Raw genomic sequence first — 24,699 nt, forward strand, 5'->3', positions numbered from 1 at the left:
TCGATGATGATGGATCTTTATTTTATTTATTGATAGTTTGAGTTAGTATGGATTTTATTTGCCATTTTATTGATTTTGTTTAAGTCTGATAGATTTTTTTTCTGTGACTAAAATTTCATTGAAATCATATTTCTAAGAATTTTTTGTGCTGTTTTATCGAATTCAATTTTTTATTAAATATAATTTCTCGATTTCTAATTAAATTAATACCTATTAAGTGTTTGTTTTACAGGGTTTTAAATTTTGACATTGTTAAGCTTTATTAACATATTTGCTATCTACAATGCTAAAATTATAAACATGAATGTAAAATTACGTGTGTTAAGTGCAGGAGTTTTGTTCTTTATAGGACATACTGTGTCTGCGCAGAAAGTTAAGAATGATACGATTCGGGGGGAGATTGATGAGGTGGTACTGACGGGATCTTATGGAATCAGACAGACACCTGAGCAGGTGACGGGATCAAGTGTTAAAATCGGAGCAGATAAACTCGTTAGGCCTTCGGCAATTTCTATAGAAAATGCATTACAAGGGCAGGTTGCAGGGTTGATGTCCACAGCAAGCAGCGGGCAACCCGGGGCAAATAGTATTACCCTGATCAGAGGGCTTGGCTCATTAACATCCGGGAATAATCCTTTGTATATTTTAGATGGAGTTCCTATTCCATCAGGAGATGTTTCCGGGCTGCTTACGTCACAAAACTCATTATCACTGATTAATCCGGCAGATATTGAAAATATTGAAGTATTAAAAGATGGAGTAGCCACTGCTGTTTACGGTTCCAGAGGTGCCAATGGAGTTATTGTGATAACGACCAAAACAGGTAAAAAAGGGCGATCGGATCTTAATTTTACCAGTGAAATAGGAGCAGGTGAGGTCGCTTTTGAAAAGTTTAAAATGCTTAATGCGGAGGAGTCAACAAAATTATATGGACTTAGTTTATTTAATGCCGGACAAGCTTCTACGCTTCAGAACGGCTATAATTTAGCAAAATCCGAATATGACTGGGATGGCGTTTCAGATTATGATTGGAATCGCGCGGTAAGAAGAGCAAATCCGGCATTCAGCAGATATAATTTTAATTACAGTGGGGGAGTAGAAAATCTTTTAATTTTCGCGTCATTAGGATATCTCCAGCAGGAAGGAGTTTCCAGAGATTCTAAATTTGACAGGTATAATGCCGCTTTAAGAGCAGATTGGAAAGCAAGTGATAAATTAAAGATGAATATGTCCGTTAATTTATCAAGATCAGTTCAGACGGGTGCTACAGATGGCTCTTCATTTAGTAACCCAGTATTTACAGGTAGACTGCTATCACCTACCCAGTCATTTTATAATCCAACCGGAACTTATAATACTAAGCTTTATTATATTAATGAAGAATTCAATCCTATTGGAATTCAGAATGAAAGTTTAGAAAAAGGGACTTTTAATAAAGTTATAACCAGTGTTGGTGCTGATTATCAGTTTCTTCCTGATTTTAGATACACTTCCAATTTTGGATTGGATTATACATCAGGAAATGAACTGATTTACTGGAATCCTGATTTTGGAGACGGAACATTTGATGGTGATACCAATGGTAACGGATATCTTGCAAAACAATTCAATAGTTATCTAACCTGGAACTGGTATAATTTTGTGCATTATAACAAAGTTTTTGCAGATAAACATGATGTCTCTATTTCGGTAGGTCTGGAAGCTACAAGAACTGAACGGGAATTTAATTTTCTATCCAAACAGGGATTTCCCGCCGGAACAAGGTTAAAATATGCTGATGTCGGCGCGAATCCAACCGGAGCCGGCGGAAGTGCTGATTTTAGAAGTTTAGTAGGCTACGTAACGAGAGCTTCCTATACATTCAATAAATTTTTGACGTTTACAGGATCCTTCAGAAGAGATGGTTATTCTGGATTTACAGGGTATAACGGTAATTTTTGGGGTGCAGGGCTCAGTTTCGATTTTGGTAAAGCAAATATTCTTCCCGGCTTTTTTAAAAGCTTAAAGCTAAGAGCCAGCTATGGAGAAAATGGAAACCAGGCAGTGGGTCCTTATGCAAAATATGATCAGTATTCTTACAAAGCTGCATATATTTCTTCTAATGCAGGGTATGTTTCTAATGTGGCACCTAGTGATGGTTTATATTGGGAGAAATCTGATAAATCTAATATTGGTCTGGATTTTACATTTGGTAAAAATGGCTTAATATATGGTACTCTGGAGGTGTATAAAAATAATAATACTGACCAAATTTTTAGTGTACCTAATCCTCCATCTACCGGTTTTAATTCTATTACAAAAAATATCGCCGATTCTTATTCGAAAGGGCTGGAAGCTACCCTGGGATTTAAAGTTGGAAATAATGAGGGTTTCAATTGGAATACAAGATTTAATTATGCTTATAATGACAGCAGAATTAAAAATTTAAATGGAGAGACCAATCCAACTACTATTGATGGTTTTAAAGCCTTTTTTCCAGGTCATAATCCAACTGAATTTTACACAAGACTTTGGGCTGGCGTTGATCCCAAAAATGGAGACCCTTTATGGTACACTGATGATTCAAAAACCGCGACAACAAATAATTCAGGCTTAGCTAAACTTTCTTTTACAGGTAAGCATGCACTGCCTACACATATTGGAAGTTGGTATAACGAATTGAATTATAAAAATTTCAAATTATCATTTCTGATTAATTATCAGGGAAATTATTCAGTATTTGACAGATGGGCATTTGTTTATGATTCCAGTGGTCAGTATGGATATCTCAACCAATTATCTCCGGCTTTATATGATTCGTGGACACCTGATAATCCAAACGCTTCTCAACCAAAATTTGTGTCCGGTGGAAATAAGAATGCCAATTCAGCTTCTACAAGATACTTGTTTGATGGAGACCATATCCGGTTAAGGAATGTCGAATTTGGATATAGATTTACAAAGGATGTTTTAAAAATAGATAGAGTTAAAGGGATTTATGTATATGCAAGGGGAGTTAATTTATTCACTTATGCATTTGATAAAAGTCTTTATTTCGATCCGGAATCCAATTCAAACTCATTTACCTATACTGCTTCTAATTTAGGTGTTTATGATCAGACACAACCCAATCTTAGACAGTATATGCTTGGAATTAGTATTGATTTTTAATTTAATTAAGAAAAAATGAAAAACATAAAATATATTATAACATCATTGTTAATAATGGCTTCAGCCACTTCTTGCAGTAATGAATTTTTAGAAGAAAAACCACAAGTTGATGTGGAATTAAAAGAGGGTATTACCAATGAAAAAAACCTTGCTGTTGCCATCCTCGGATTACATCATTCACTACAAAGTACAGATTCTTATGGAGCTATGATTCCTACTCTGAATGAACTTTTAGCAGATAACAGTTTTGTCAGTTTAAGAAATTCAAACAGATTTTCAGGTACCCGTCAGACGGATTTATCATATTATGTACCACAGCAGATAGGTTTTGTTAGTTTATGGGCTAGCTTGTATACTATTATAGCCAATGCAAACTTTGTCTTGAGCTATGAAGGAAAAATTCAGGATGATATCACTACATCTGAAACTCCAGACAGTCTTTTTGCGCAAGCACATGCTATCAGAGCAATGGCTTTTTACGATCTTGCTACTCACTTCTCTGAAATTTCAGGGAATGGAAATCAAGACATGGGCGTTCCCCTTCCTTTGGTTTTGGATGTAAATACAAGACTTTCAAGGTCTACAGTCGCTCAGGTTTATAATCAAATTCTATCTGATCTTACGGCTGCAGAAGGGAAAATTTTGAATACCAATAAAAAACAAATGAATAATTCAGCGGTAGATATGTTGTTTAGCAGGTATTATTTAGCAATTAAGAATTATTCTCAAGCGGATACTTATTCTCAAAAAATATTAAACAGTAATTTCTCCAGCCTTGCTACTGCTGCACAGGCTCCAACGATATTCAGTGCTACAGAGGAAGGAGGAAGTGAAGCCATTTTTAAGCTTGAATTTAATGATAAAGATCTTCCGGGAGCTAATGATGGTATTACAGCGACCTGGTATTCAGGAGGCAGATACAGACAAAATTTTGCAACCAGGGCATTTTATAACAAGCTTTCAACTGCAGATGTCAGAAAGGACAGTTGGTTTACTTTAACAAGTGTGGGTTCTCCTGCAATATCTGCTTTTCCTGATAACCCTAAACCTGTTGATGTTGCTAAATATAAGACTCCTGCCACGGATGTTATTTTAATGAGAGAATCGGAAGCTGTATTCAACCAATTGGAAGCATTGTACTATACAAATCCTTCATCGGCTCTGGCAAAGCTTAACACTTATGTTTCAACGTACAGAGTGCCGGGATACGCTTTTGCAGGGAGTGGACAGAATTTGCTGGAAGAGATCTTGTTTCAGAAGAATATTGAATTATTTTTAGAAGGTTTCAGATACCGAGATCTTAAAAGGAATGGTATAGGATTTACGAATCCCCAGACTGGAGTTGTATTAAATTCGTCTAAATATCAGTTTAAAGCATTTCCTATCCCATTGGGAGAAATTTTAAGTAATCCTAATATTAAACAATTTCCAGGATACTAAACAAAACTATGATTAAATCAATGAAAGCTCTGCCATGTAGGGCTTTTTTTCTATTATAAGACATTATTTAGAGAAAACTACGCTTGTCTGATAACTCTTCGGCGTAACACCCACCAGCTGCTTAAACACCCTAGTAAAATAATTTGTATCTGAAAACCCCGTTTGATAGGCAGTTTCCTTAATGCTGTTCTGACCTGCTAATAATTCCTTCGCCTTATTAATTCTTTCCTGCAGGATAAAGTCATTGGGTGATGTTCCCAATTCATCTTTGAACATTTTAAAAAAATTAGACTTGCTCACGTAAGCCAATTTTGCCATACTTTCAATAGACAGCTTCTGATGAAGATTTTTTCTGATATAATCTACCGCGAAACCTATTCTGGATTTATTCTTAGCAATATTCTTTTCTACCATACTTCTTGCCTGGGTTTGCATAAGTCTGATTAGTAATTCTTTCAAAGCGAAATCTGCCATGATATCCTTTTGGGAATTATCATCCATGGCAATTCTCATGATATTGTTGGTGGCAGAGGCCAAAGACTTGTTGTTAAAAAGGAAAAATTCGTCCAGCTGGATGTTCCATTGTGAAGTTTCATCCACTTTGGGAAGACTGTAGTTTAAATAATTAAGGGAATCCTCTATAAATTCGGGATTAAGACTTAAAGAAATACATTGGGTAGGGGCTTCATCTGCTTCAGGAAAATCGATGACCATGGTTTCACCGGGCGCTACCAGAACACTTTCACCTGGAAAATAATCAAAATAATTCGTTTTATTATCCAGTTTCATATGCTTTTTACCTCTCAGCATCGCGGTAAAAGCAATATTTTCAAAATGAAGTTTTACACCAAAAGCAGCTTTATGAGTTTCGTATATGCTGAACTCACAGTTGTTTAGATTGAATTTTGTCTGGTTTTCAACAAGGTTCAATAACTGGCTCTCCTTCTTTAATTCAGGAGTATTTAATAAAAATTTATTATCGTTATTCATTTCTAAACATTTTGTCAAACCCAATCACTCAAATATATAAATTTTAGCCCTACACTGTTGTTAATAAAATTATAAAATTGAACATCTGCACTATTGTGATGTTTTTTTATACGATTGTGCTATCGCTTTTTCATAGGTAAATGTAACTTGGCATTACGAAAAAATTAAAATTATATTAATATGAGCACAATTACAGAACCGAAATCAGAAACTGCATTACAGTGGCCTGAATTCAAAAACAAATATGATAATTATATTGACGGTAAATTTACACCGCCGGTTAACGGACAGTATTTCAATGTAGTTTCACCGGTTAACGGGAAAAATTTCACCCAGGTCGCACATTCTTCAAAAGAAGATTTGGAGCTGGCTGTGAATGCCGCACACAAGGCATTTCAAACCTGGAAAAATACATCCTCTACAGAAAGAAGTATCATCCTGAATAAAATTGCAGACAGAATCGAGCAGAATCTAGAACAACTTGCCATCGTTGAAACCATCGATAACGGAAAGGCTGTAAGAGAAACATTAGCTGCCGATTTACCCCTTGCCATAGACCATTTCAGGTATTTTGCTTCCGTAGTGCGTGCAGAAGAAGGTTCTCACAACGAGCTCGATAAAGATACCGTTTCCCTTATTGTTCACGAACCGCTTGGAGTAATTGCACAGATCATCCCTTGGAATTTTCCAATTTTGATGGCGGTATGGAAGTTGGCTCCGGCTTTAGCAGCAGGAAATTGCGTAGTACTGAAACCTGCAGAAAGTACTCCGGTTTCTATCATGGTTTTAATGGAAATCATCGGAGATCTTTTACCTGCTGGTGTTATTAATATCGTTAATGGCTTCGGAGCAGAACTGGGAAGAGCTTTGGTAACCAATCCTAAAGTATCAAAAGCAGCATTCACAGGTTCTACCGCTACAGGACGCCTTGTGATGCAGTATGCTACAGAAAATATCATTCCGGTAACCCTTGAGTTAGGTGGGAAATCTCCAAACGTTTTCTTCAGCTCCGTAATGGATGCAGATGATGCATTCCTGGATAAAGCGATCGAAGGAGCCGTGTTTTTTGCCCTTAATCAGGGAGAAATCTGTACATGTCCTTCAAGGCTGTTGGTTCAGGAAGATATTGCAGATGCATTCATTGAAAAAGTAATTGAAAGGGTAAAAGCCATCAAAGTGGGAAATCCATTGGATAAAACGGTGATGATGGGTGCTCAGGCTTCCCAGATTCAGAAAGATAAAATCCTTTCCTACATCCAGCTTGGAAAAGAAGAAGGGGCTGAGGTTCTTGTAGGCGGAGAAGTAAATAACGTCGGAGATGACCTTGAGGACGGATTCTATATCCAGCCGACTATTTTCAAAGGTAACAACAGAATGAGAATCTTTCAGGAAGAGATCTTCGGACCTGTGTTGGCATTCACGACTTTCAAAGATGAGGAAGAAGCTATAAAAATTGCCAATGATACCATCTATGGACTTGGAGCGGGAGTTTGGACCAGAGATGCACACCAGTTATACAATGTTCCACGTCAGATTCAGGCGGGAAGAGTTTGGGTGAATCAGTACCACTCATATCCTGCAGGAGCTCCTTTCGGAGGATATAAGCAGTCGGGAATTGGTAGAGAAAACCACAAAATGATGCTTGACCACTACCGTCAGACCAAAAACATGCTGATCTCCTACAACAAGAACAAATTAGGTTTCTTTTAATTTTTAAATATTAGGGCGTGCCCGTTTGCCCCGGCTCTGCCGGGGCAAAACGGTCGGGCTATTCCAGGGCTTCACTGCGTTTCGGTGCTCCATTTCATTCCGCACCGGCTCGTTCCTCGCCGCCCTTCCTATCCCTCACGCGAAAAGACGTCCTTACCGGAAATATTTCGGGTAAGCAGGAATTCTGTTACCGTGATAGAAAGTAAAGTTTTAATGTGAAAAGTCAATTTTGCTTCGCAAGTGAAAAGTGAATGATAGACTGGTAGTAGATTCACAATTGACAATTCACCATTCGCAAAAACTTCAATGTGAAAAGTCAATTTTGCTACGCAAGTCAATAGTCAATGATGATGAGCCAGTAAAATTCACCATTGACAATTTACCATTCACAAAACTTCAATGTGAATTGTCAATTTTGCTACGCAAGTGAAAAGTCAATGATAGACTGATAGTAGATTCACCATTGACAATTCACCATTCGCAAAAACTTCAATGTGAAAAGTCAATTTTGCCATGCAAGTCAATAGTCAATTTACCATTGACCATTCACAATGATATTATTGCATACCTCAGAATAACAGCAGTATACAATTTTATCGCAGATAAAATTTTTGCGCCTTAAAACAGAATGAAAATAAAAAACTTTAGCGCCTTTGCGTTAAAAAACATACAGGCAGTAGAAAACAAATATTAATCAAAATCTTCGTATCTTAATACAAACAAACCTGTTTAATTAAAAGAAAAAATGGAAACCACAATATCCCGATTATCAGCAACAGAAAAAGCACTTGATGTCATTTATCAACTGGAAGATAAATATGGTGCATTGATGTTTTACCAGGCAGGTGGATGCTGTGAAGGTACCCAACCGCAATGCTTCGAGAAAGGCGGATTTTTTCCCCGGATGAATGATGCCATGATTGGTACCATCAACGGCTATGAATTCTGGATAGATCGCGATTTATTCGAATACTGGAAATATTCTCACTTTACACTGGATGTTACAGATGGTTTCGGACCGGGAGGATTTTCTCTGGAAACTCCACTAGGCAAAACATTCAAGGTCAATTACAGGCTCTTCACCAAAGAAGAATATGAAAACCTGGAACCTGTACAACGTAGCGAGTAAACAAACACAATCAGCATGATGCGTTTGATCTGCAGAAAATAATAAAAATTAAATCATTAAAGATTTTTAAGCTTTTAAGAATATTAAAGTTGAACTTATCTTTTAGGAGATACAGCTAAAAAAAATCATTTGATTTTCCTTAACTTTCCTTATCAACTTCATTGATCTTAATGGTTAAAGCAACGGTTTAAAATAGCAATTCGTCGATAATTGTCAGACTTTTACAAACCGGTTCACAAACATTGCTGCCACAATATCTCCTACAGCATTCAGAACAGTGGCCAGCGGATCTACCAGCGTTCCTATGATCATCACTGCCGGAATAGCTTCCTGTGGTAATTTATAGACCGAAATCATCAGCATCTCACCAATATATCCACCGTTTGGAATTCCACCGGCTACAATGCTTACAAACACTGTGATTCCCAGGGCAAGCAGTAAATTGGCCGGATCAAAAAAGTCTTTTCCAATAATCAGAAAAGCGACATATATCTTGATAATAGAGGACATGGAAGATCCGTTCTTATGCAATGTAGTTCCGATAGGGATCACCAGATTCGCAATGGAATTCGGAATACCAATCTTCGACGCAGCCTGAAGATTTGCCGGCATCGTAGCAAAGCTGCTACAGGTACTCAGAGCAGTTAGAGTAGGATAGACTGCATTCTTCCAGAAACTTTTAATCCCCTTTTGTCCGTCTGCCATAAAAGCATACAGTGAAAAGAAGACAAAGAAATAAATGATTCCCGCGATATAATAAAGTCCTAATGGTTTAGCATAAAATCCAAAAAGCTGAGGTCCCAATGTTGCCACCTGATAAGCAAAATAAGCCCCAAGACCAATAGGAGCAAGCTTCATAATCAATAAAAGAAGTTCCTTCATAACCTCATATCCGGAAGAAATAAAAAGCCTGAATGGCTGACCTTTTTCTCCAGACTTTCTGGCTGCAAATCCAGTCATAAAAGCGAAAATTAATAGAGCCAGCATATTTTGTCTTGAAAAAAGCTGAGTAAATTCTCCAACGGTGAAGAAACTTACGATCCTGTTTCCCCAGCTGTCCTCACTGGCAGCTTCAGAAATCATTTCCGAACTACCGGAAACTCCCGAAACAGGAAATACATAAACGGCACAAATCGTGAAAACTGCCGCCGTCAAAATAAAAAACAGAAAAGTGAAGGACATCACCAGAATGATTTTTCCAAACTTAGACTGCTGTTCCAGAGAAGCAATAGAATTGGAAACGGCAAAAAATACCAACGGGACTACACTCACAAAAAGCAGGTTCAGGAAGATATCACCCAATGGTTTAATATATTCCACAATACCCGGCGCAGTAATGCCTATAATGCTTCCTGCAACAATTCCTAAAAGTAAAAGTATAATTCCTGAGTAGTTATTCAGTACCTCTTTCATTCAACGCTTTTTATCAAAGATAGGTTTATTTTTAACATTGTCTTATATAATTTTCAGGCGCAAATTTCATAAATTTGAGTAAATATCGTTTCTATGGCTTATATAGATTACTATAAAATTTTAGGCGTAGATAAAAGCGCAACACAGGATGACATCAAAAAATCTTACCGAAAAATGGCGAGAAAGCTTCATCCTGATCTCAATCCGGACGACAAAGAATCCGAGAAAAAATTCAAGGAGCTGAATGAAGCCAATGAAGTGCTCAGTAATCCAGAAAACCGTGCCAAGTACGACAAATACGGAGAAAACTGGAAACATGGTGAAGAATATGAAAAGGCTCAACAACAGCAAAAGCAGTACCAGCAGCAGAATTACGGCGGTGGTGGCGGATTTTCCGGTGCGGATTTTGGCGAAGGTGAAGATTTTTCAGATTTTTTCCAGGGTATGTTTGGTGGTGCAGGTAGCGGTTTTGGAAAGAATTCAAGAGGAAGTTCTTCCGGGAAATTCAAAGGGCAGGATGTCAATGCTGAACTGAATCTAAACTTGAAAAATGCTGCGCAGACTCATCCGCAGACTTTTGAGATCAATGGTAAGAAAGTGAGAATTACGATTCCTGCGGGTGTATACGATGGCCAGCAGATCAAACTGAAAGGTCATGGAAGCCCCGGATTTAATGGAGGCCCCAATGGAGATCTGTACATCACATTCAACATTCCGGTAGATCCTGATTTTGAAAGAATCGGGGATGATCTGAAAACGAAAGTGTCCATTGATCTGTATACTGCACTTTTAGGAGGCGACGTAAAAGTGAATACATTGGACGGAAGTGTTAACCTTAAAGTAAAACCTGAAACACAGAGTGGAACAACGGTGAGGTTAAAAGGAAAAGGCTTTCCGGTGTATAAAAAAGAGGGACAGTCTGGAGATCTTTTCGTGACTTATGAGGTAAAGCTGCCAACGGATCTTACAGACCAGCAGAAAGAACTTTTTGAACAACTTAAAAATTCCTAAGCCATGAGTGAAAGAATATCGCGAGAAGAACTCGTAAAAATATACAATATAGAGATCACTTTTTTTGATGAACTGGTGGACGTTGGTTTACTGAACGTAGAAATGGAGAATGAAATCCGGTATTTATTATACGAAGATCTGCCTGTTTTCGAAAGATTTACCAACTGGCATTACGATCTGGAAATCAATCTTCCCGGGTTGGAAGTCATCAGTGATATGCTCCGGAAAATGGAGGATTTAAAACGCAGAAACCGTGATCTGATGAATAAACTTTCTGCAATAAATGATCAATATGAAGATATTTAATTTAGTTTTGTACATCTTTAAAACAAACTAAATATTTCTAAAAAATGAATGGAGAGAAAGTCATTAAATTAAATGTAAACAGAAAGGATTTTGAAGAAATTTATTTCAGTGGTAACCAGGGAAGTTTATTTTTTTCACAGACAACCAAAGGAAAAACGGTTACTACTGTAGTTGTAGGATTAATTCTATTGATTTTATTCTTTTTTAAAGGGGATCTAAGCAAAGAAAAGTTTGGGATCCTTTATTTTGTCAGCTTTTTATTTCTGCTGTGTACGGTGTATCTTTCTTTGAGCATCAATAAAGTTTCCCGTTGGAAAAAAGAAGTGAACAGGTATTTAAAGTCTCTGGAGGATTCTGAAATTTATGAGATCAGATTTAATGATGAAATTTTTAATGTGAATCTTAATCATCAGGAAGAGTTGAGTAAATGGGAAGATTTTAAGTACTTTGACGTCAATGATGAATTTCTTTCTTTAGAAGGAAAGTTCAATTATATGTTTCCAAAGAAATCCATGAGTAAAGCAGATTACGATACGCTCAAACAGGTAGCAAAGAAAAATATCAAACAATAAAAAAATCAGAGCAATTGCTCTGATTTTCTATTTATATAAAAGAAATTTACCTTTTCGTTTTGATTAATCTAACCAACCCATTTCTTTCATCCACTCATCATTGTAGATTTTTCCCACATATCTTGAACCGTGGTCATGAAAAAGAACTACGATCACATCATCTTTCGTGAACTGGTCTTTCATCTGGATCAGAGAAGCGATCGCACTTCCTGCAGAATATCCACAGAAAATTCCCTCTTCCTTAGCCAGTTTTCTTGCATAGATAGCACCATCTTTATCCGTTACTTTTTCGAAATGATCAATAACAGACATATCGTAGTTTTCAGGAATAATATCTTCCCCGATGCCTTCCGTAATGTATGTATAGGCATGATCATAATGAAGTTCACCCGTTTCATGGAATTCCTTCAGAATAGAACCATACGTATCAACACCGATTACTTTAATATTTGGATTTCTCTCCTTGAAGAATGTTCCGCAACCTGTCACTGTACCACCTGTTCCGGCACCTGCCACGAAATGGGTAAGCTTTCCTTCCGTCTGTTCCCATATTTCAGGAGCTGTAGATTCGTAGTGGGCAGTTCTGTTGGATAAGTTGTCATATTGGTTCACATACCATCCGTTTTCCGTTTCCTTAGCCAGTCTTTTAGACACTGAATAATAAGAACGCGGATCTGTAGGCTTCACATCGGTAGGGCAGACAATAACTTCTGCTCCTACAGCACGAAGGATATCACATTTCTCCTTAGACTGCTTGGAATTGGTTACAAAAATACATTTGTAGCCTTTGATGATGGCTGCAAGCGCCAGTCCCATTCCCGTATTTCCTGAAGTTCCCTCAATAATGGTCCCTCCGGGCTTTAATCTGCCGTCTTTTTCGGCATCTTCTATCATTTTAAGAGCCATTCTGTCCTTTACAGAATTTCCTGGGTTGAATGTCTCTACTTTGGCTAAAACTAAGGCAGGAAAGTCTTCTCCTAATACTTTGTTAAGTTTTACAAGAGGTGTATTCCCTATCGTTTCAAGAATATTTTTTGCGTATTTCATAAATGTTTTATAAGCGGTGCAAAGATAATGCTTTAAAATTTAGTTGCGTAAATTAAAGATTATGATTGATAAAGTCAATGGTGAAAGGTTAATGGTGAATTTTGTTAACGAAGATCCTTTTGAATATCATTGTGAATGGTGAAAAGTCAATAGTGAATTTTTTAACGACAATAAAATTAATTACTGTCATTCATCATTGACTATTCACAATTGACCATTGACAACTCATCATTCTTCCTAGTTGTACTTAATCGCCTTCACCGGAGAAATCTTACTAATCAGGTAACTCGGAATAATCAGAGCCAGCCCGGAAATAATAAGAATCCCTACTGAAATAGAAATAATGGCGACCGGATTTAAATCCACCGGAACCGTACTTACGTAGTAGTTTTCAGGATTAAGTTTAATAATACCGAAGAATTTCTGAAGTAAGATAAGGCCTAGACCGATGGCATTTCCGTACAGAAGTCCCGGGATCATAATGATCAGGGTATAGTTGATGAAAGTCGCTCGTATCTGTGAATTGCTGGCTCCAAGGGTTTTTAGAAGCCCGATTGAATTGGTCCTTTCGATGATCAAAATAAGAAGCACCATAATAATATTGATGACCACCACGATCAGCATAATAATGATGATCAGGGCGATATTGGTGTCAAAGATGCTTATCCAGTCATTGATTTGGGGAAATTTTTCCGTTGCTTTTTCAGCATAGTTTTTATAGCCAATCAGTTTTTCAATTTCCGGGAAATCTTTGTCGATGTCATTGACGTTTTTAAAGAATATATCGATGCCGCCTATTTCGTCCGGCTTCATTTCCTGAATTTTTCTTACATGATTGATTCCACCGATAACGAACTGTTCATCAATCATCTTGATGTCCGTTTTATAGATTCCTATAATTTTGAATTTACGGTAAATCGGTTTCTGGTCAGCCTTTGAAAATACGGTCACAATGCTGTCATTCACTTTAAGGTGAAGATCATTGGCGATCTTCTGTGAAACTGTCACATCGTTATTAAATCCTTTCTCCGTTACTTTTGGAGTGGTTCCTGCTACCAGAAATTTTTTGAATCTCAGGCTGTCGAAATCCTTTCCGATTCCTTTGAAAATAATCCCTGAAAAATTGTGCTCATTACGCATAATTCCGGTTACCGTAGCATATTTCTGAACGCTTTCTACATCCGGAATTTCTTTGATCTTTTGAATATTTAATCCCTGATTGTCAAGAACCGAGGTGTTGTAAGAAGAATTGGATCTTGTAGACCGTACGGTAATGTGTCCGCTGAAATCTGCCAGTCTCTCTTTGATGGCTTTCTTTGAACCGAAGCCTGTAGATACAGTAATCAGAGAAACAATGATCCCCAAAGCTACAGAAAGCCTGCCGATGAAGATGATAACTCTTGAAAGGTTATTTTTGTTATCTTTGGAAAACGCTATTTTTCTAGAAAAATATAAAGGAAATTTCAAGCTTATGAATTTAGATTTCAAAATTAAAAATTTACTTCTGATTTGCCTAATTTTTTTAGGAGTATTCAACCAATATTATTCTCAGGTTCAAGTAAAACCGGATTTTAAAACAGGAGCCGACCAATCCGAACTTTATCTGCCCCTGTTAAAAAATAAAACAATCGGGGTGGTCACGAACCAAACCGGGCTGATGAGTGATAAAAACCATGTCGTAGATTTTTTAGTTAAAAACAATATTAAAATCAAGGCGATATTCGCTCCCGAACATGGCTTCAGAGGAGATGCAGATGCCGGAGAAAAAGTGAAAAACGGAGTAGATACCAAAACAGGAATCCCGATTATTTCTTTATATGGAAACAATAAAAAGCCGAAACCTGAACAGTTAAAAGGAATTGATATTGTAGTTTTTGATATTCAGGATGTGGGGGTGAGATTCTATACTTATATTTCAACTTTGGCTTATTTAATGGAAGCCGGAGCCGAAAACAATGTTGAAATAATGGTGTTGGACCGTCCGAATCCACACGATGGCTACACAGACGGACCGGTTTTAAAAAAGAAATGGTCAAGTTTCGTAGGAATGCACGAAGTTCCTGTAGTCTACGGATTAACGATAGGAGAGTATGGGAAAATGGTGAATGGCGAAAAGTGGCTGAAAAATGGAGTTCAGGCAAAATATACGCTGATCCCTATGAAAAATTACCACAAAAAACAGCGTTATTCGATTTTAGATAAACCTTCGCCGAATCTGCCAAACGATAAATCAATCAATTTATATCCCAGTTTATGCTTCTTTGAGGGAACTCAGGTTTCTGTTGGAAGAGGAACAAATCTTCCGTTTCAGATCTATGGGTCTCCATGGACGCAGGGATTGCCTTATCAGTTTACACCAAAACCTAACTTTGGAGCAAAAGATCCTTTCTTAAATGGAAAACTGTGCTATGGCGAAGATCTTTCAGCTTATTCGAAAGACCTGAGAGACTTGAATCTTGAATGGTTGATTAAATCTTATAAAAGCTATAAAAACCCACAACAGGGATTCTTTCTTGAAAACCTGTTCTTTGATAAACTGGCTGGGACTGATGAGTTCAGAAAACAAATCATAGCCGGAAAATCTATCCAGGAGATCAGAACTTCATGGAAAAGCGATCTGGAAAAATTTGAAAAGATTCGTACCAGGTATGTTATGTATCAGGACTAATTTTTTGAAAGTCAATAGTCAATTTGGCTTCGCCGGTCAGTAATGAATCTATAATTCATAAAAAATTCACTGGCAAAGCCAAATTCACAATTAGCAATTCACTTTTTGATCAGTCGAAATTCTGTGGAGGATTCTTATCGTTCTTACCTTTATTAAGAATGAAAAGCCCCAGAGATAATCCTATAACCCCGGCAAAAGCTGTCATCAGCGCTCTTTCAAGCTTGTCAGGCAGATCATTTCCGATGTAGTTCATTAAAAAAAGGATCACAAAAGTGATCACTGAAATGATAATATGATTTTTTCCGAACAGTTTCATGCTGTTATTTTAGTTTATAAGAGATCATCACACCACCTCTGTATGGCAAAAACTCTCCACTTTTGTTAAATTTCTGAGCCGATTCGTAACGTTGCCCGGTAGTTTTGTCATATCCTTTATAGAAATCTTGGGATGTGCCTACTGTTGCATAAACATCAATATTCCATCGGTCTGATACTTTAAACTGGTAACCACCTGTAATACCTACGATCAATGAAACTCCTTTTTGATATAAATTTGATGAAACAAATACTTCGTCTTTGTCATTTATATAAGGAGCATCACTCCAGTAATTCCATTTTTGAAGGACAAATGCTGAAGCTGCGATGTTGGCTCCTATATACCAACGGCTAAATGCTTCATTGAAATAGTATCTTCCTTCCAAGGAAAGAGAATAATATTGAAGTTCATGTCCGGCAAAAGATTTCCATGGAGATACCAAAACGTCACCTTGTAATGTGTACTTCTGACTTATTTGTTTTTCCACACCTACATTAATTACTCCAAGCGGAGCCAAAAGTGCGTTTCCTTTAATGTACAGACTTTTTTCCTGTTCTTGTTCCTGAGCGGTTAAAGCTCCTACAGAAAGGAGTGCGATAGACGTCGTAAGAAATTTGTGTTTCAGCATTATTTTATTTGTTTCAGTAATTCTTCTGCGAGTTTGGAGTCTTTACCTGTCTGAGTAGCCATATTTTTGGACATTTCAGCGTAGTTTTGGGCCATTTCCTTGTTTCCGGTTAGGAAATAAAGCTTTGCAAGAATATAAGTGTTTTCCGGCGTTTCACCACGCATCACTGATTTCTCAGCCCATTCTGAGGCTTTCTTTAATGATGCAGGATTTTTAATGTGGTCACCGAATACCCATGCCGCTCTAAGCAGTTCATTAGGTTCGAATGCATCGGAGTTTTTGTAATATTCCAACGCCGCTTTTTCAAATTCAGGGAAATTGGCATTTTGCTCGTAGTAACTGAGTTTCGTCTGGTTTAGTTTAGATTGAGCGAGTTGTTTTCCTACTAATGGCTCAGCCGTTTTCAAGAAATACTCCTCGTTGATTCTCTTATTTTTATCATCAATAGATTGCTCTACGATTTTTGAAAGCTTAAGTTGATTATCAAATTCGTTATAGGTTTCTTCGGGTAAATATTTGATGATATTCGCTTTTCTGGAGGTAAATGTACCGTAGTTTTTGTCTTCCGTAGACTTTACAAAGAATAAAAGAAGGCCTATTTCTTCTTTAGAAATTTCTTCCGTTTTCTTTTTGTTTTCGAAATAGCGCTCTGAAGCTTTTTTGGCAAAATCATAATCTGAAGAAGAGTTCAGCTTCATAATATTGGTAAGGAATTCAGGATCTTTTTCTCCTTTGGCAAAACGCTCTTTTAAAGAACCTTTTGAATTCCCTGGTGAATTGATGTCTTGAGCCATAGCGACAAACATACTTTCCTCCATGTACCCGGTGTTTTGGGAAACAAGCTCACCTTCACCATTCAGGAAAAGGTAAGTAGGATAGGAGCGGACTCCATATTTGGCTGCTATTTCTCTTCCTTCGCCTTTCTCCATATCGAATCTGGCATTCACAAAATTCGCATTGAAATAATCCCCGACAGATTTTTTAGTAAATACGTTCTTTTCCATCATCTTGCATGGTCCGCACCATGTCGTATAAGCATCGACGAAAACCAGTTTTTTTTCTTTTTTTGCCTTTGCTATAACGTCTTTGAACGGTAATTCCTGAAACTGTATAGCTTCCTGAGCCATGATAACGGCAGAGCAGAAAACAAATACCCCGGAGATGATCTTCTTCATTTTCAAATTAGATTTGTAGGCGAAGATAGTTATTTTCCAAATTGTAGACGACGATTTTATGTCCGAAGGCTCTATATTAACGAATTTTAAGACAGCCGGGATGTCCTTAAAATAAAATAAACAGGCCGAAACCTGTTTATTATATTTTCTTACTTTTAAAATCAAAAGCTCATTAAGAAACAGCTTCCACCGCTTCTTTGATCAGTTCTGTGATTTCCTTTGGATGCGTAGCCAATGAAGCATGACTGGCATCAAGATGGATGATTTTCTTAGCGTTCATTCTTTCTGCCATTTCCTGTTCCGTAGCAGGTGGGATCATTCTGTCATTGTCAGAAACCTGGTACCAGCTTGGTTTTGTTTTCCATGCGGGTTCTCCGGCTTCAGCAGCGAAAATACTTCCGTGAATTGGTTTTTGAGATAAAGACATCACCACTGAGTCTTCAGGATTTAGGTCCTGAGCAAAACTTTCATGGAATTTGTCATATTTAATCCATAGAAATCCTTTTTCGTCTGGAACGATATTAGCTCCTCCAGCTGGCTGTTCTCTACGTCCAAAGATGCCTCCTAAACTTTCTCCTTTATCAGGTGCAAAAGCAGCAACATAAACCAATCCTACTACTTTATCATGATTTCCGGCTCCTGAAATAACAGCGCCACCATAAGAATGTCCTACCAAAAGAACTTTTCCTTCCTGTAAATCAATCAGGTCTTTTGTTTTCTGAATATCCTCATCCATAGAAGTCAATGGATTCTGAACACTTCGTACTTTGTAGCCTTCGCTGTGAAGATTTTCAATAACGTGTCTCCAGTGAGATCCGTCTCCCCAAGCTCCGTGAACTAAAATGATTGTTACATTTTTGTTTTCCATATTTTTATTCTTTACATTTTGTATCACAAATTTAGGAGTATACTTTCTAAAAAATGTTCACTTTAGTTAACGTTTTAAAGTTCTGTTTCGGATTCTGCTTAATGATTGAGGTTTTACTCCGAGATAACTTGCAATGTGCTTCTGGGCCACCAATTGAAAGATTTTTGGATTTTCAGTCAATAGATTGTTATACCGTCTTTCAGGAGAATAATAGAGGAGTTCTTCGATTCTTTTTTTCGCATTCAGATAAATCACTTCTGTCATTTTTCTTCCGAATTCCTGCCAGTACGCATCCTTTTTATAAAGCTTCTGAAGATCATCTTTATGCAGCAACAGAACTTCTGAATCTTTAACCGCTTTGATATTCATTTTGGATCTGGTATGACAAAGGATGCTTTCATAATCTGTGAAAAAATAATTGTCAAAATGAAAATTGAAGTTCACATCCTCGCCGGCTTCATTAATATAGAATGTTCTCATAAAACCGGTTTTGAGAAAGCCCAGATACTGGCATTCTTCACCTTCTTTCAGGAAAAAATCAGTTTTTCTGTAAACAGTTTCACGTAAATAGCTGCAGAATTCTTCATAGTGTTCTTCGTCCACCAGAAACAGCGGGCCGTATTTAGAATATTCGTTCAGAATGTTTTTCATATTGTAAAGGCATGGGTAATGATATGCTTAATGATTTTAATAAAAACCAACATACTTCAGAACTAAATTATTAAAAACTAAATAAAAATCAGGATAAATGGATGAATTAATAGAAAATAATAGAGTGATTGGTCAATGGTGAATTGTCAATGGTGAATTTTACTTGCGGTCCATCCTCCAATTGACTATTGACTTGCAAAGCAAAATTGACAATTCACATTAAAGTTTTTGTGAATGGTAAATCGTCAATGGTGAATTTTACTGGTAGTTGATCATTAACTATTGACTTGCGGAGCAAAATTGACAATTCACATTAAAATGTCCTGTGAATGAATTTGCTTTAAAATAATATCTATTTTTACCGTGACACTATTAATCATATTTCACTTAATAAAATATTGAAGCTTTCCTATGCTTTTCCTGTCCGGAGTTTTTCTAGCCTTCTTTTTAGCTTTTCTTTTAATCACCAAAAGAAATAAAAGTACTGCAGATTTTCTGCTGTCAGCATGGCTTTTGGCAATCGGACTGAATCTGGCAGGGCATTATATGCTTCTCACCAATCAGTATACGCTCTATCCGTCGTTTATATTTTTTGGATTTTCACTTCCCTTGGTGTATGGTCCGTTTTTATACCTCTATATCAAAAGACAGACCTCTCCCGACCCGTTTTCGTGGAAATACCTGCTGCATTTTGTGCCGCTTTTGGTATGTAATCTTTTATTTCTGTCATTTTACATGGCTCCCTTTGAAGAACGCGTGGAAATATTCGGACATCACGGAAGGGAATATAAGACGGAAATGTTTTTGAAACTGTATTCCATTTATCTTTCAGGGATTGTTTACGTCGTTCTTTCGTTCTCGGCTCTGTATCGATTCAGAAAAAATATGGTTCAGCACTTTTCCAACACGGAGAAAATCAATTTTAAGTGGCTGCTGTATCTGATTATTTGGATTGCAGTGATCTGGGGACTGGTTCTTTTTACTGAGCAGGTGAATGTTATTTATGGAGCAGTAACCATATTCATCCTTTGGCTGGGGTATTTTGGGATCAAGCAGGTTCAGGTGTTTAATCAGTCGACATCTGTTTTAGCAGGTAATCCTGTAAATTCAGACCTTATTTTTGAAAATAATAATGAAGAAGAACCGCTGGTTCTAGTTGAAAAGAAATATCAGAAATCAACCTTGACAGAAGAAAACATTGATGATATTCACTTAAGGTTAATGAATCTTCTGGATGATGAAAAACCATTTATTAATCCCAACCTTACATTGAATGAACTTTCCACAATGTTGAATATCCATCCGAATTATCTTTCACAAGTCATCAATTCTAAAGAAGGGAAAAACTTCTATGAACTGATCAATGAAAAAAGGATAGAGGAATTCTTAAACAGGATTTCAAAACCTGAAAGCAGGCAGTATACATTACTTTCCATCGCTTTTGAATGCGGGTTTAATTCCAAAACATCTTTCAACCGGAATTTCAAAAAATATACGGGAGTTACTCCCAGTGAGTATCAGAAAACTCCATGATCTCAGGTTTCAACTTTCAGGGGAAAGGTTTCATGTTTCATAAGTATTTTTAAATCAAAATCTTACATAGTTGTTTTAATGTGTCTCAACTTTCCTGTTGGGGCGATTGGCTGTGGGGAATGATGAATCTTTGCATCATAATTTTAAACCCTAAAGTATGACAGCTTTTAAGAAAAGGAACGCCGTTCTGGCAACCTTCACCATTTTTACTTTATTATTTTCCTGTACCGATGGACGTACCATTGACGGCCCTGGAAATCTGGTTCCCAAAACAGTGGATCAGGATTCTTCACTCCCATCAATATATGCTAATGGTGCGATGCTTCATTCCGAGGCTTTCGGCCCTGAAAACGGGACGATTGTTATTGCACTTCATGGCGGTCCCGGAGGAGATTATCGGTATCTTCTCAATGGAAAAGATCTCGCTGCGGAAGGTTTCCGTGTAGTATTTTATGATCAGAGAGGCTCAGGACTTTCCCAGCGGTTTTCCAAGAAGTCTTATACATCTCTGGGAGCGGGAGCAATGGATTTGATTTATAATGAATTGCACGCGGTCATTGCCCATTACCGCAAAACTCCCGGGCAGAAAGTGGTTCTTTTCGGGCATTCCTGGGGAGCGATACTGGCTTCCGGATACGCCGGGAAATATCCGGACGATATTCAGGGACTTATTTTATGCGAGCCAGGCGGACTTAAATGGAATGATATCGAAGATTATGTGAAAGAATCCAGATCGTTCAAGCTTTGGAGTGAGATTCTCAATGATGCAGCTTATATGGATCAGTTTATTTCAGGAAAAGAAGATCAGCATGAGATCCTGGATTATAAAATGTCAATGCTTGCCTCTAAAAATGATATTACGGGAGAAGGAGATTTTGATTCCAGTATGAGCTGGAGAAGCGGTGCTGTGATTATGGATGCGCTTTTTGATATCGGTGAGCAATATAATATTGATTTTTCCCAAGGGATTCAAAATTACAACGGACCTGTGTTGTTCTTTTACAGTGAAAGAAACAAAGCCTATCCGGATTCCTGGGCTCAAAAAATCACGGCAAGTTATCATAATCCTTCTGTTGTCAAAGTATCAGGAGTAGGTCATGACGGGATTGTTACTAATTCTACTGCCTGGAGCAATCAGACAAAACCGAAAATAATTAACATGATTAATGGTCTTTAATACAACACAAATGAAAAATACGATATATAAAACAGCCCTTTTTTTGGGATTGATGCTGAATACTGTAAATGCGCAGGTCATCAATTGGGGGAATACTGGCAAAGAAAAGCATATCCTCAATGCCAATATTGGAGCTGAATACGGAGTAGTTTTCGGTCTTGGTTATAGCTATAAACTGAATGATAAACTGTTTCCGATGACGGTCGGTGCTGAATTTTCCATTCCTTCCGGGAATACACTTTTGGATGATTATAAAGCAAAGGCCGGAGCCAATGTAAGATGGATCAAGGTTCACGACTTTCAGTTTTCCACAAGAGTTCAGGGTGTTTTCAGACGGTTTGAAAATGAAAATGCAGCCATAGCGAATTTCGGACTGGATATGGCCGGAGTCATAGGATATTACAGACCCAGATGGTTTGGTGGAGTGGAAGTGGGATTCGATAAAGCGATCGTTACTCATTTTAAGCATTCCGAGCATTACAAAGAAATTTATCCTGAAGTCAAAAACGGATGGTACGAACCGGCGACGGGTGGGAATTTTTACTACGGCGCCCAAGGAGGATATTCTTTCAGAAATCAGGATATCTATTTAAAATTCGGTAATATGGTTTCGCAGGATTTTAAAACCAAACCTTTGCTTCCTTTTTACGTTCAGATCGGATACAATTATAAACTATAGCACAAACTCACAAAAGGAGAACTGGGAAAAAATTGATGGACATGGCTTTTATTCAAAATATCAGACTTTATTTTGTGGGCATTTTTATGAGATAACCCGGAAGTGTAACAGTTAGTGAATGCGAAGACTTTCTCTGAAATTGCAATAGATAATTATTAATCCGGAGCCTTAGTCGAATTTGAGCATGGTTCATTTTTAAAATCATCAATCTAAAGCTACTTTGAGCTTGATTATCAGTCAATCGTAGTTTTACTACAATTTAAAAGATTTAATGAAAATTTAAAATAAGTAGTCTATTTTTTATCTAACTTAGGTGACATAATACCAAATAAAACGCACCAAATATTATGAAAAATACCTCAAATTCTGAGAAAGTTTCAGAAAACCATATTTCGGGGATCAACCGTGTGGTAAAACTGGAAATTGTGGTTGAGGGCAAGGCTGTCAATCACTTTAAGCACTTTCGTTTGCAACAGAGTGCAAGAAAGCACCATGATTTCGAACTGGTATTAGCTTATGACTCTTTAGGCGAAGCACAAAATCACAACCTTGAACAGGCCCAAAAGTTTTTAGGAAAAAGAATCACCGTTGTTTTTAGATATAAAGATGCTGAAAATGAAAGCCCCGAAAGAACATTTGTGGGTCTCATTACCAAAGTGGCATTCAGCCAGGAAAAAATGAGTCTGGGAAATATTGTCTTAAAAGGAAAAAGTCCCACTATTCTGATGGATTCTGCTCCACATACCCAAAGTTTCGGAGGAGATAAGGAGGTGAATACCAATATAATTGCCAACCGAATTATCAATGAGACATTAGGGTCAAACAAATTTGATTTCAGGATAGATACCCAAAACAAAAGTTATATCAGTTACAGTTCACAATACAACGAAACCCATTACAATTACCTTACGCGGATTGCGGAAGCCTACGGAGAACAGTTTTATTATGACGGTGAAATCCTTCATTTCGGAAAGCTCCCCACTTCTGAAAAACCTATCCTGCTGGTATATGGAAGCAATGTCAATGATGTGAATGTGGAGCTAAAAGCCGTTCACACCAAACCGGAATACTTTGGTTATAACAGCAGCAGCCATACTAAAATGGTTGGCGTTGATGATCGTATAGAGCATTTAGGAGCACTATCTTCCAAAGCTTATGAACTGAATGACACTATTTTTACAACCCGGTCATTGACGCCTACTCCTATCAATGCTAATATGTTCCGTGATGTGGATGATTCCCAAAAGAGTGCAAGGGGAAGCAAAGCGGTAGAGGTTTTCACCGTTTCGGGGCATACAACAGTTCCGTTTCTGTATATCGGCTGTGTTGCAGATTTAGCCATGAGAAAGACTGACAGCAATGACACCTCGCATTTTACAACGCTTATGATTACAGAGGTGAGTCACGAAGTGGATGCCAGAGGATATTATACAGGAAGCTTTGAAGCCATCGCTGAAGGGACCGGTTTTATGCCAAAACCTGATTTTGAAATGCCTAAAGCAGAGCCTCAGGTGGCCACCGTGATCTCCAATGTAGATCCATTGAATCAGGGCAGAATACAGGTCCGGTTTGACTGGCAGTTAAATGATACCACCCACTTTATCAGAATGATGAGCCCTGATGCAGGCGGAACAGATGCCATAACGCAAAACAGAGGTTTTGTAGCTGTTCCTGAGATTGGCGATCAGGTCATGGTGGGATTTGAATACCACAACCCCGATTTTCCATTTGCAATGGGTGGAATGTTTCATGGGCAGGTAGGTCTGGGCGGAGGAGTGAACAATCATTTGAAATCTATACAGACGAGAAGTGGTATTAAGGTTTTAATGAATGATGCAGATAAAAGTGTAACCATAAAAGATCCTAGTGGAAATACATATTTTATGGATGGTCAGGGTAATATTAATGTTACTGCGCCGAAGAATATGACTTTTACAGCAGGGGAAGATATGCACATTTCAGTGGGACGAAATATGACTACTAAGATTGGGAAGGACAGCACCATGCATATTGGAAATGACCATACTGAATCTATTACAAAGAGATATACCCAAACATCTGAAAATAAAATCATTACCGTTAAGAAAGATCAAACAGAAAGCACAGGTAATACATTTAAAAGTATTTCCGGAGAAGCCGATATACAGACATCTAAAGGCGATTTAAAACTAAGAGGATCATCATTGGCCGTATTCCAGGGAGGAAAAGATGTTAAAGTAAGTAAAGGCTAAATTTA

The 24,699-nt window shown here is 37.5% G+C and carries 21 protein-coding genes; 12 read left to right on the forward strand and 9 right to left on the reverse strand.

The annotated features are described in order from the left end of the window. The first annotated feature begins 300 nt into the window (after nt 1-300). Both N0B48_RS06690 and N0B48_RS06695 read left to right on the forward strand, forming a co-directional pair. Entirely contained in the window at nt 301-3,150 is a 2,850-nt protein-coding gene (locus N0B48_RS06690) for a SusC/RagA family TonB-linked outer membrane protein (protein ID WP_259837730.1), read from the forward strand. Between the two features lie 15 nt (nt 3,151-3,165). Continuing rightward, nucleotides 3,166-4,590 carry a RagB/SusD family nutrient uptake outer membrane protein gene (locus N0B48_RS06695; RefSeq protein WP_259837731.1) on the forward strand — a complete coding sequence of 475 codons (1,425 nt, stop codon included), beginning with the start codon at nt 3,166-3,168 and terminating at the stop codon, nt 4,588-4,590. Between the two features lie 63 nt (nt 4,591-4,653). Here the strand turns inward: N0B48_RS06695 and N0B48_RS06700 are convergent, their stop codons facing one another. Further along, the gene (locus N0B48_RS06700; protein ID WP_259837732.1) at nt 4,654-5,580 is read right to left on the reverse strand and encodes an AraC family transcriptional regulator; all 927 of its coding nucleotides are present in this window, start codon (nt 5,578-5,580) and stop codon (nt 4,654-4,656) included. A gap of 180 nt (nt 5,581-5,760) precedes the next feature. Here N0B48_RS06700 and N0B48_RS06705 point away from each other — a divergent pair, with 180 nt between their 5' ends. Next, nucleotides 5,761-7,290 (forward strand): aldehyde dehydrogenase family protein, encoded by a 1,530-nt coding sequence (locus tag N0B48_RS06705; RefSeq protein WP_259837733.1) that lies wholly within the window; start codon nt 5,761-5,763, stop codon nt 7,288-7,290. A gap of 745 nt (nt 7,291-8,035) precedes the next feature. Continuing rightward, entirely contained in the window at nt 8,036-8,419 is a 384-nt protein-coding gene (locus N0B48_RS06710; RefSeq protein ID WP_259837734.1) for a DUF779 domain-containing protein, read from the forward strand. A gap of 213 nt (nt 8,420-8,632) precedes the next feature. Here N0B48_RS06710 and N0B48_RS06715 read toward each other — a convergent pair whose 3' ends face one another. Beyond that, entirely contained in the window at nt 8,633-9,832 is a 1,200-nt protein-coding gene (locus N0B48_RS06715) for a dicarboxylate/amino acid:cation symporter (RefSeq protein ID WP_259837735.1), read from the reverse strand. Nucleotides 9,833-9,925: 93 nt separating this feature from the next. On the opposite strand from N0B48_RS06715, the gene N0B48_RS06720 reads away from it, so the two are divergent. From N0B48_RS06720 to N0B48_RS06730, 3 genes are read left to right on the forward strand one after another with little or no spacing between them, the layout of a single operon-like run. Continuing rightward, entirely contained in the window at nt 9,926-10,843 is a 918-nt protein-coding gene (locus N0B48_RS06720; protein WP_259837736.1) for a DnaJ C-terminal domain-containing protein, read from the forward strand. A 3-nt stretch (nt 10,844-10,846) separates the two neighbouring features. Continuing rightward, a complete protein-coding gene (locus tag N0B48_RS06725) occupies nt 10,847-11,149 on the forward strand; it encodes a chaperone modulator CbpM (protein ID WP_259837737.1) in 303 nt (100 codons plus the stop codon). Between the two features lie 44 nt (nt 11,150-11,193). Further along, a complete protein-coding gene (locus tag N0B48_RS06730; RefSeq protein WP_259837738.1) occupies nt 11,194-11,721 on the forward strand; it encodes a hypothetical protein in 528 nt (175 codons plus the stop codon). A gap of 63 nt (nt 11,722-11,784) precedes the next feature. On the opposite strand, the gene N0B48_RS06735 is transcribed toward N0B48_RS06730, so the two are convergent. Both N0B48_RS06735 and N0B48_RS06740 read right to left on the reverse strand, forming a co-directional pair. Next, the gene (locus N0B48_RS06735; protein WP_259837739.1) at nt 11,785-12,768 is read right to left on the reverse strand and encodes a PLP-dependent cysteine synthase family protein; all 984 of its coding nucleotides are present in this window, start codon (nt 12,766-12,768) and stop codon (nt 11,785-11,787) included. A 237-nt stretch (nt 12,769-13,005) separates the two neighbouring features. Further along, complete coding sequence (locus N0B48_RS06740; protein WP_259837741.1) at nt 13,006-14,235, reverse strand: ABC transporter permease; 1,230 nt, start codon at nt 14,233-14,235, stop codon at nt 13,006-13,008. 4 nt (nt 14,236-14,239) lie between these two features. Between N0B48_RS06740 and N0B48_RS06745 the strand changes: the two genes are divergently transcribed. Continuing rightward, nucleotides 14,240-15,436, forward strand: a complete 1,197-nt coding sequence (locus N0B48_RS06745; RefSeq protein WP_259837743.1) for an exo-beta-N-acetylmuramidase NamZ family protein — start codon at nt 14,240-14,242, stop codon at nt 15,434-15,436. Between the two features lie 109 nt (nt 15,437-15,545). On the opposite strand, the gene N0B48_RS06750 is transcribed toward N0B48_RS06745, so the two are convergent. From N0B48_RS06750 to N0B48_RS06770, 5 genes are all read right to left on the reverse strand, one after another. Beyond that, nucleotides 15,546-15,752, reverse strand: a complete 207-nt coding sequence (locus tag N0B48_RS06750; protein WP_072921985.1) for a hypothetical protein — start codon at nt 15,750-15,752, stop codon at nt 15,546-15,548. 4 nt (nt 15,753-15,756) lie between these two features. Beyond that, nucleotides 15,757-16,380: a DUF3575 domain-containing protein gene (locus tag N0B48_RS06755; RefSeq protein ID WP_259837746.1), complete on the reverse strand. Its 624-nt coding sequence runs from the start codon at nt 16,378-16,380 to the stop codon at nt 15,757-15,759. Continuing rightward, complete coding sequence (locus N0B48_RS06760) at nt 16,380-17,555, reverse strand: thioredoxin family protein (protein WP_259837748.1); 1,176 nt, start codon at nt 17,553-17,555, stop codon at nt 16,380-16,382. The genes N0B48_RS06755 and N0B48_RS06760 overlap by 1 nt, the downstream gene beginning before the upstream one ends. Before the next feature lie 172 nt (nt 17,556-17,727). Next, nucleotides 17,728-18,423, reverse strand: coding sequence for an alpha/beta hydrolase (locus N0B48_RS06765; protein ID WP_259837750.1), 696 nt, complete (start codon nt 18,421-18,423; stop codon nt 17,728-17,730). A gap of 66 nt (nt 18,424-18,489) precedes the next feature. After that, nucleotides 18,490-19,074, reverse strand: coding sequence for a Crp/Fnr family transcriptional regulator (locus tag N0B48_RS06770; protein ID WP_259837752.1), 585 nt, complete (start codon nt 19,072-19,074; stop codon nt 18,490-18,492). Between the two features lie 411 nt (nt 19,075-19,485). Between N0B48_RS06770 and N0B48_RS06775 the strand changes: the two genes are divergently transcribed. The 4 genes from N0B48_RS06775 to N0B48_RS06790 all read left to right on the forward strand — a co-directional run bounded on the left by N0B48_RS06775 (nt 19,486) and on the right by N0B48_RS06790 (nt 24,694). Further along, nucleotides 19,486-20,607: a helix-turn-helix domain-containing protein gene (locus N0B48_RS06775; RefSeq protein WP_259837753.1), complete on the forward strand. Its 1,122-nt coding sequence runs from the start codon at nt 19,486-19,488 to the stop codon at nt 20,605-20,607. Between the two features lie 157 nt (nt 20,608-20,764). Beyond that, the gene (locus N0B48_RS06780) at nt 20,765-21,784 is read left to right on the forward strand and encodes an alpha/beta hydrolase (protein ID WP_259837754.1); all 1,020 of its coding nucleotides are present in this window, start codon (nt 20,765-20,767) and stop codon (nt 21,782-21,784) included. A gap of 10 nt (nt 21,785-21,794) precedes the next feature. Beyond that, the gene (locus tag N0B48_RS06785) at nt 21,795-22,463 is read left to right on the forward strand and encodes a hypothetical protein (protein ID WP_259837755.1); all 669 of its coding nucleotides are present in this window, start codon (nt 21,795-21,797) and stop codon (nt 22,461-22,463) included. Nucleotides 22,464-22,810: 347 nt separating this feature from the next. Further along, a complete protein-coding gene (locus tag N0B48_RS06790; protein ID WP_259837756.1) occupies nt 22,811-24,694 on the forward strand; it encodes a type VI secretion system Vgr family protein in 1,884 nt (627 codons plus the stop codon). The last annotated feature ends 5 nt before the right edge of the window (nt 24,695-24,699 follow it).

The organism is Chryseobacterium herbae (genome assembly GCF_025154075.1).
Classification (GTDB): Bacteria; Bacteroidota; Bacteroidia; order Flavobacteriales; family Weeksellaceae; genus Chryseobacterium; species Chryseobacterium herbae.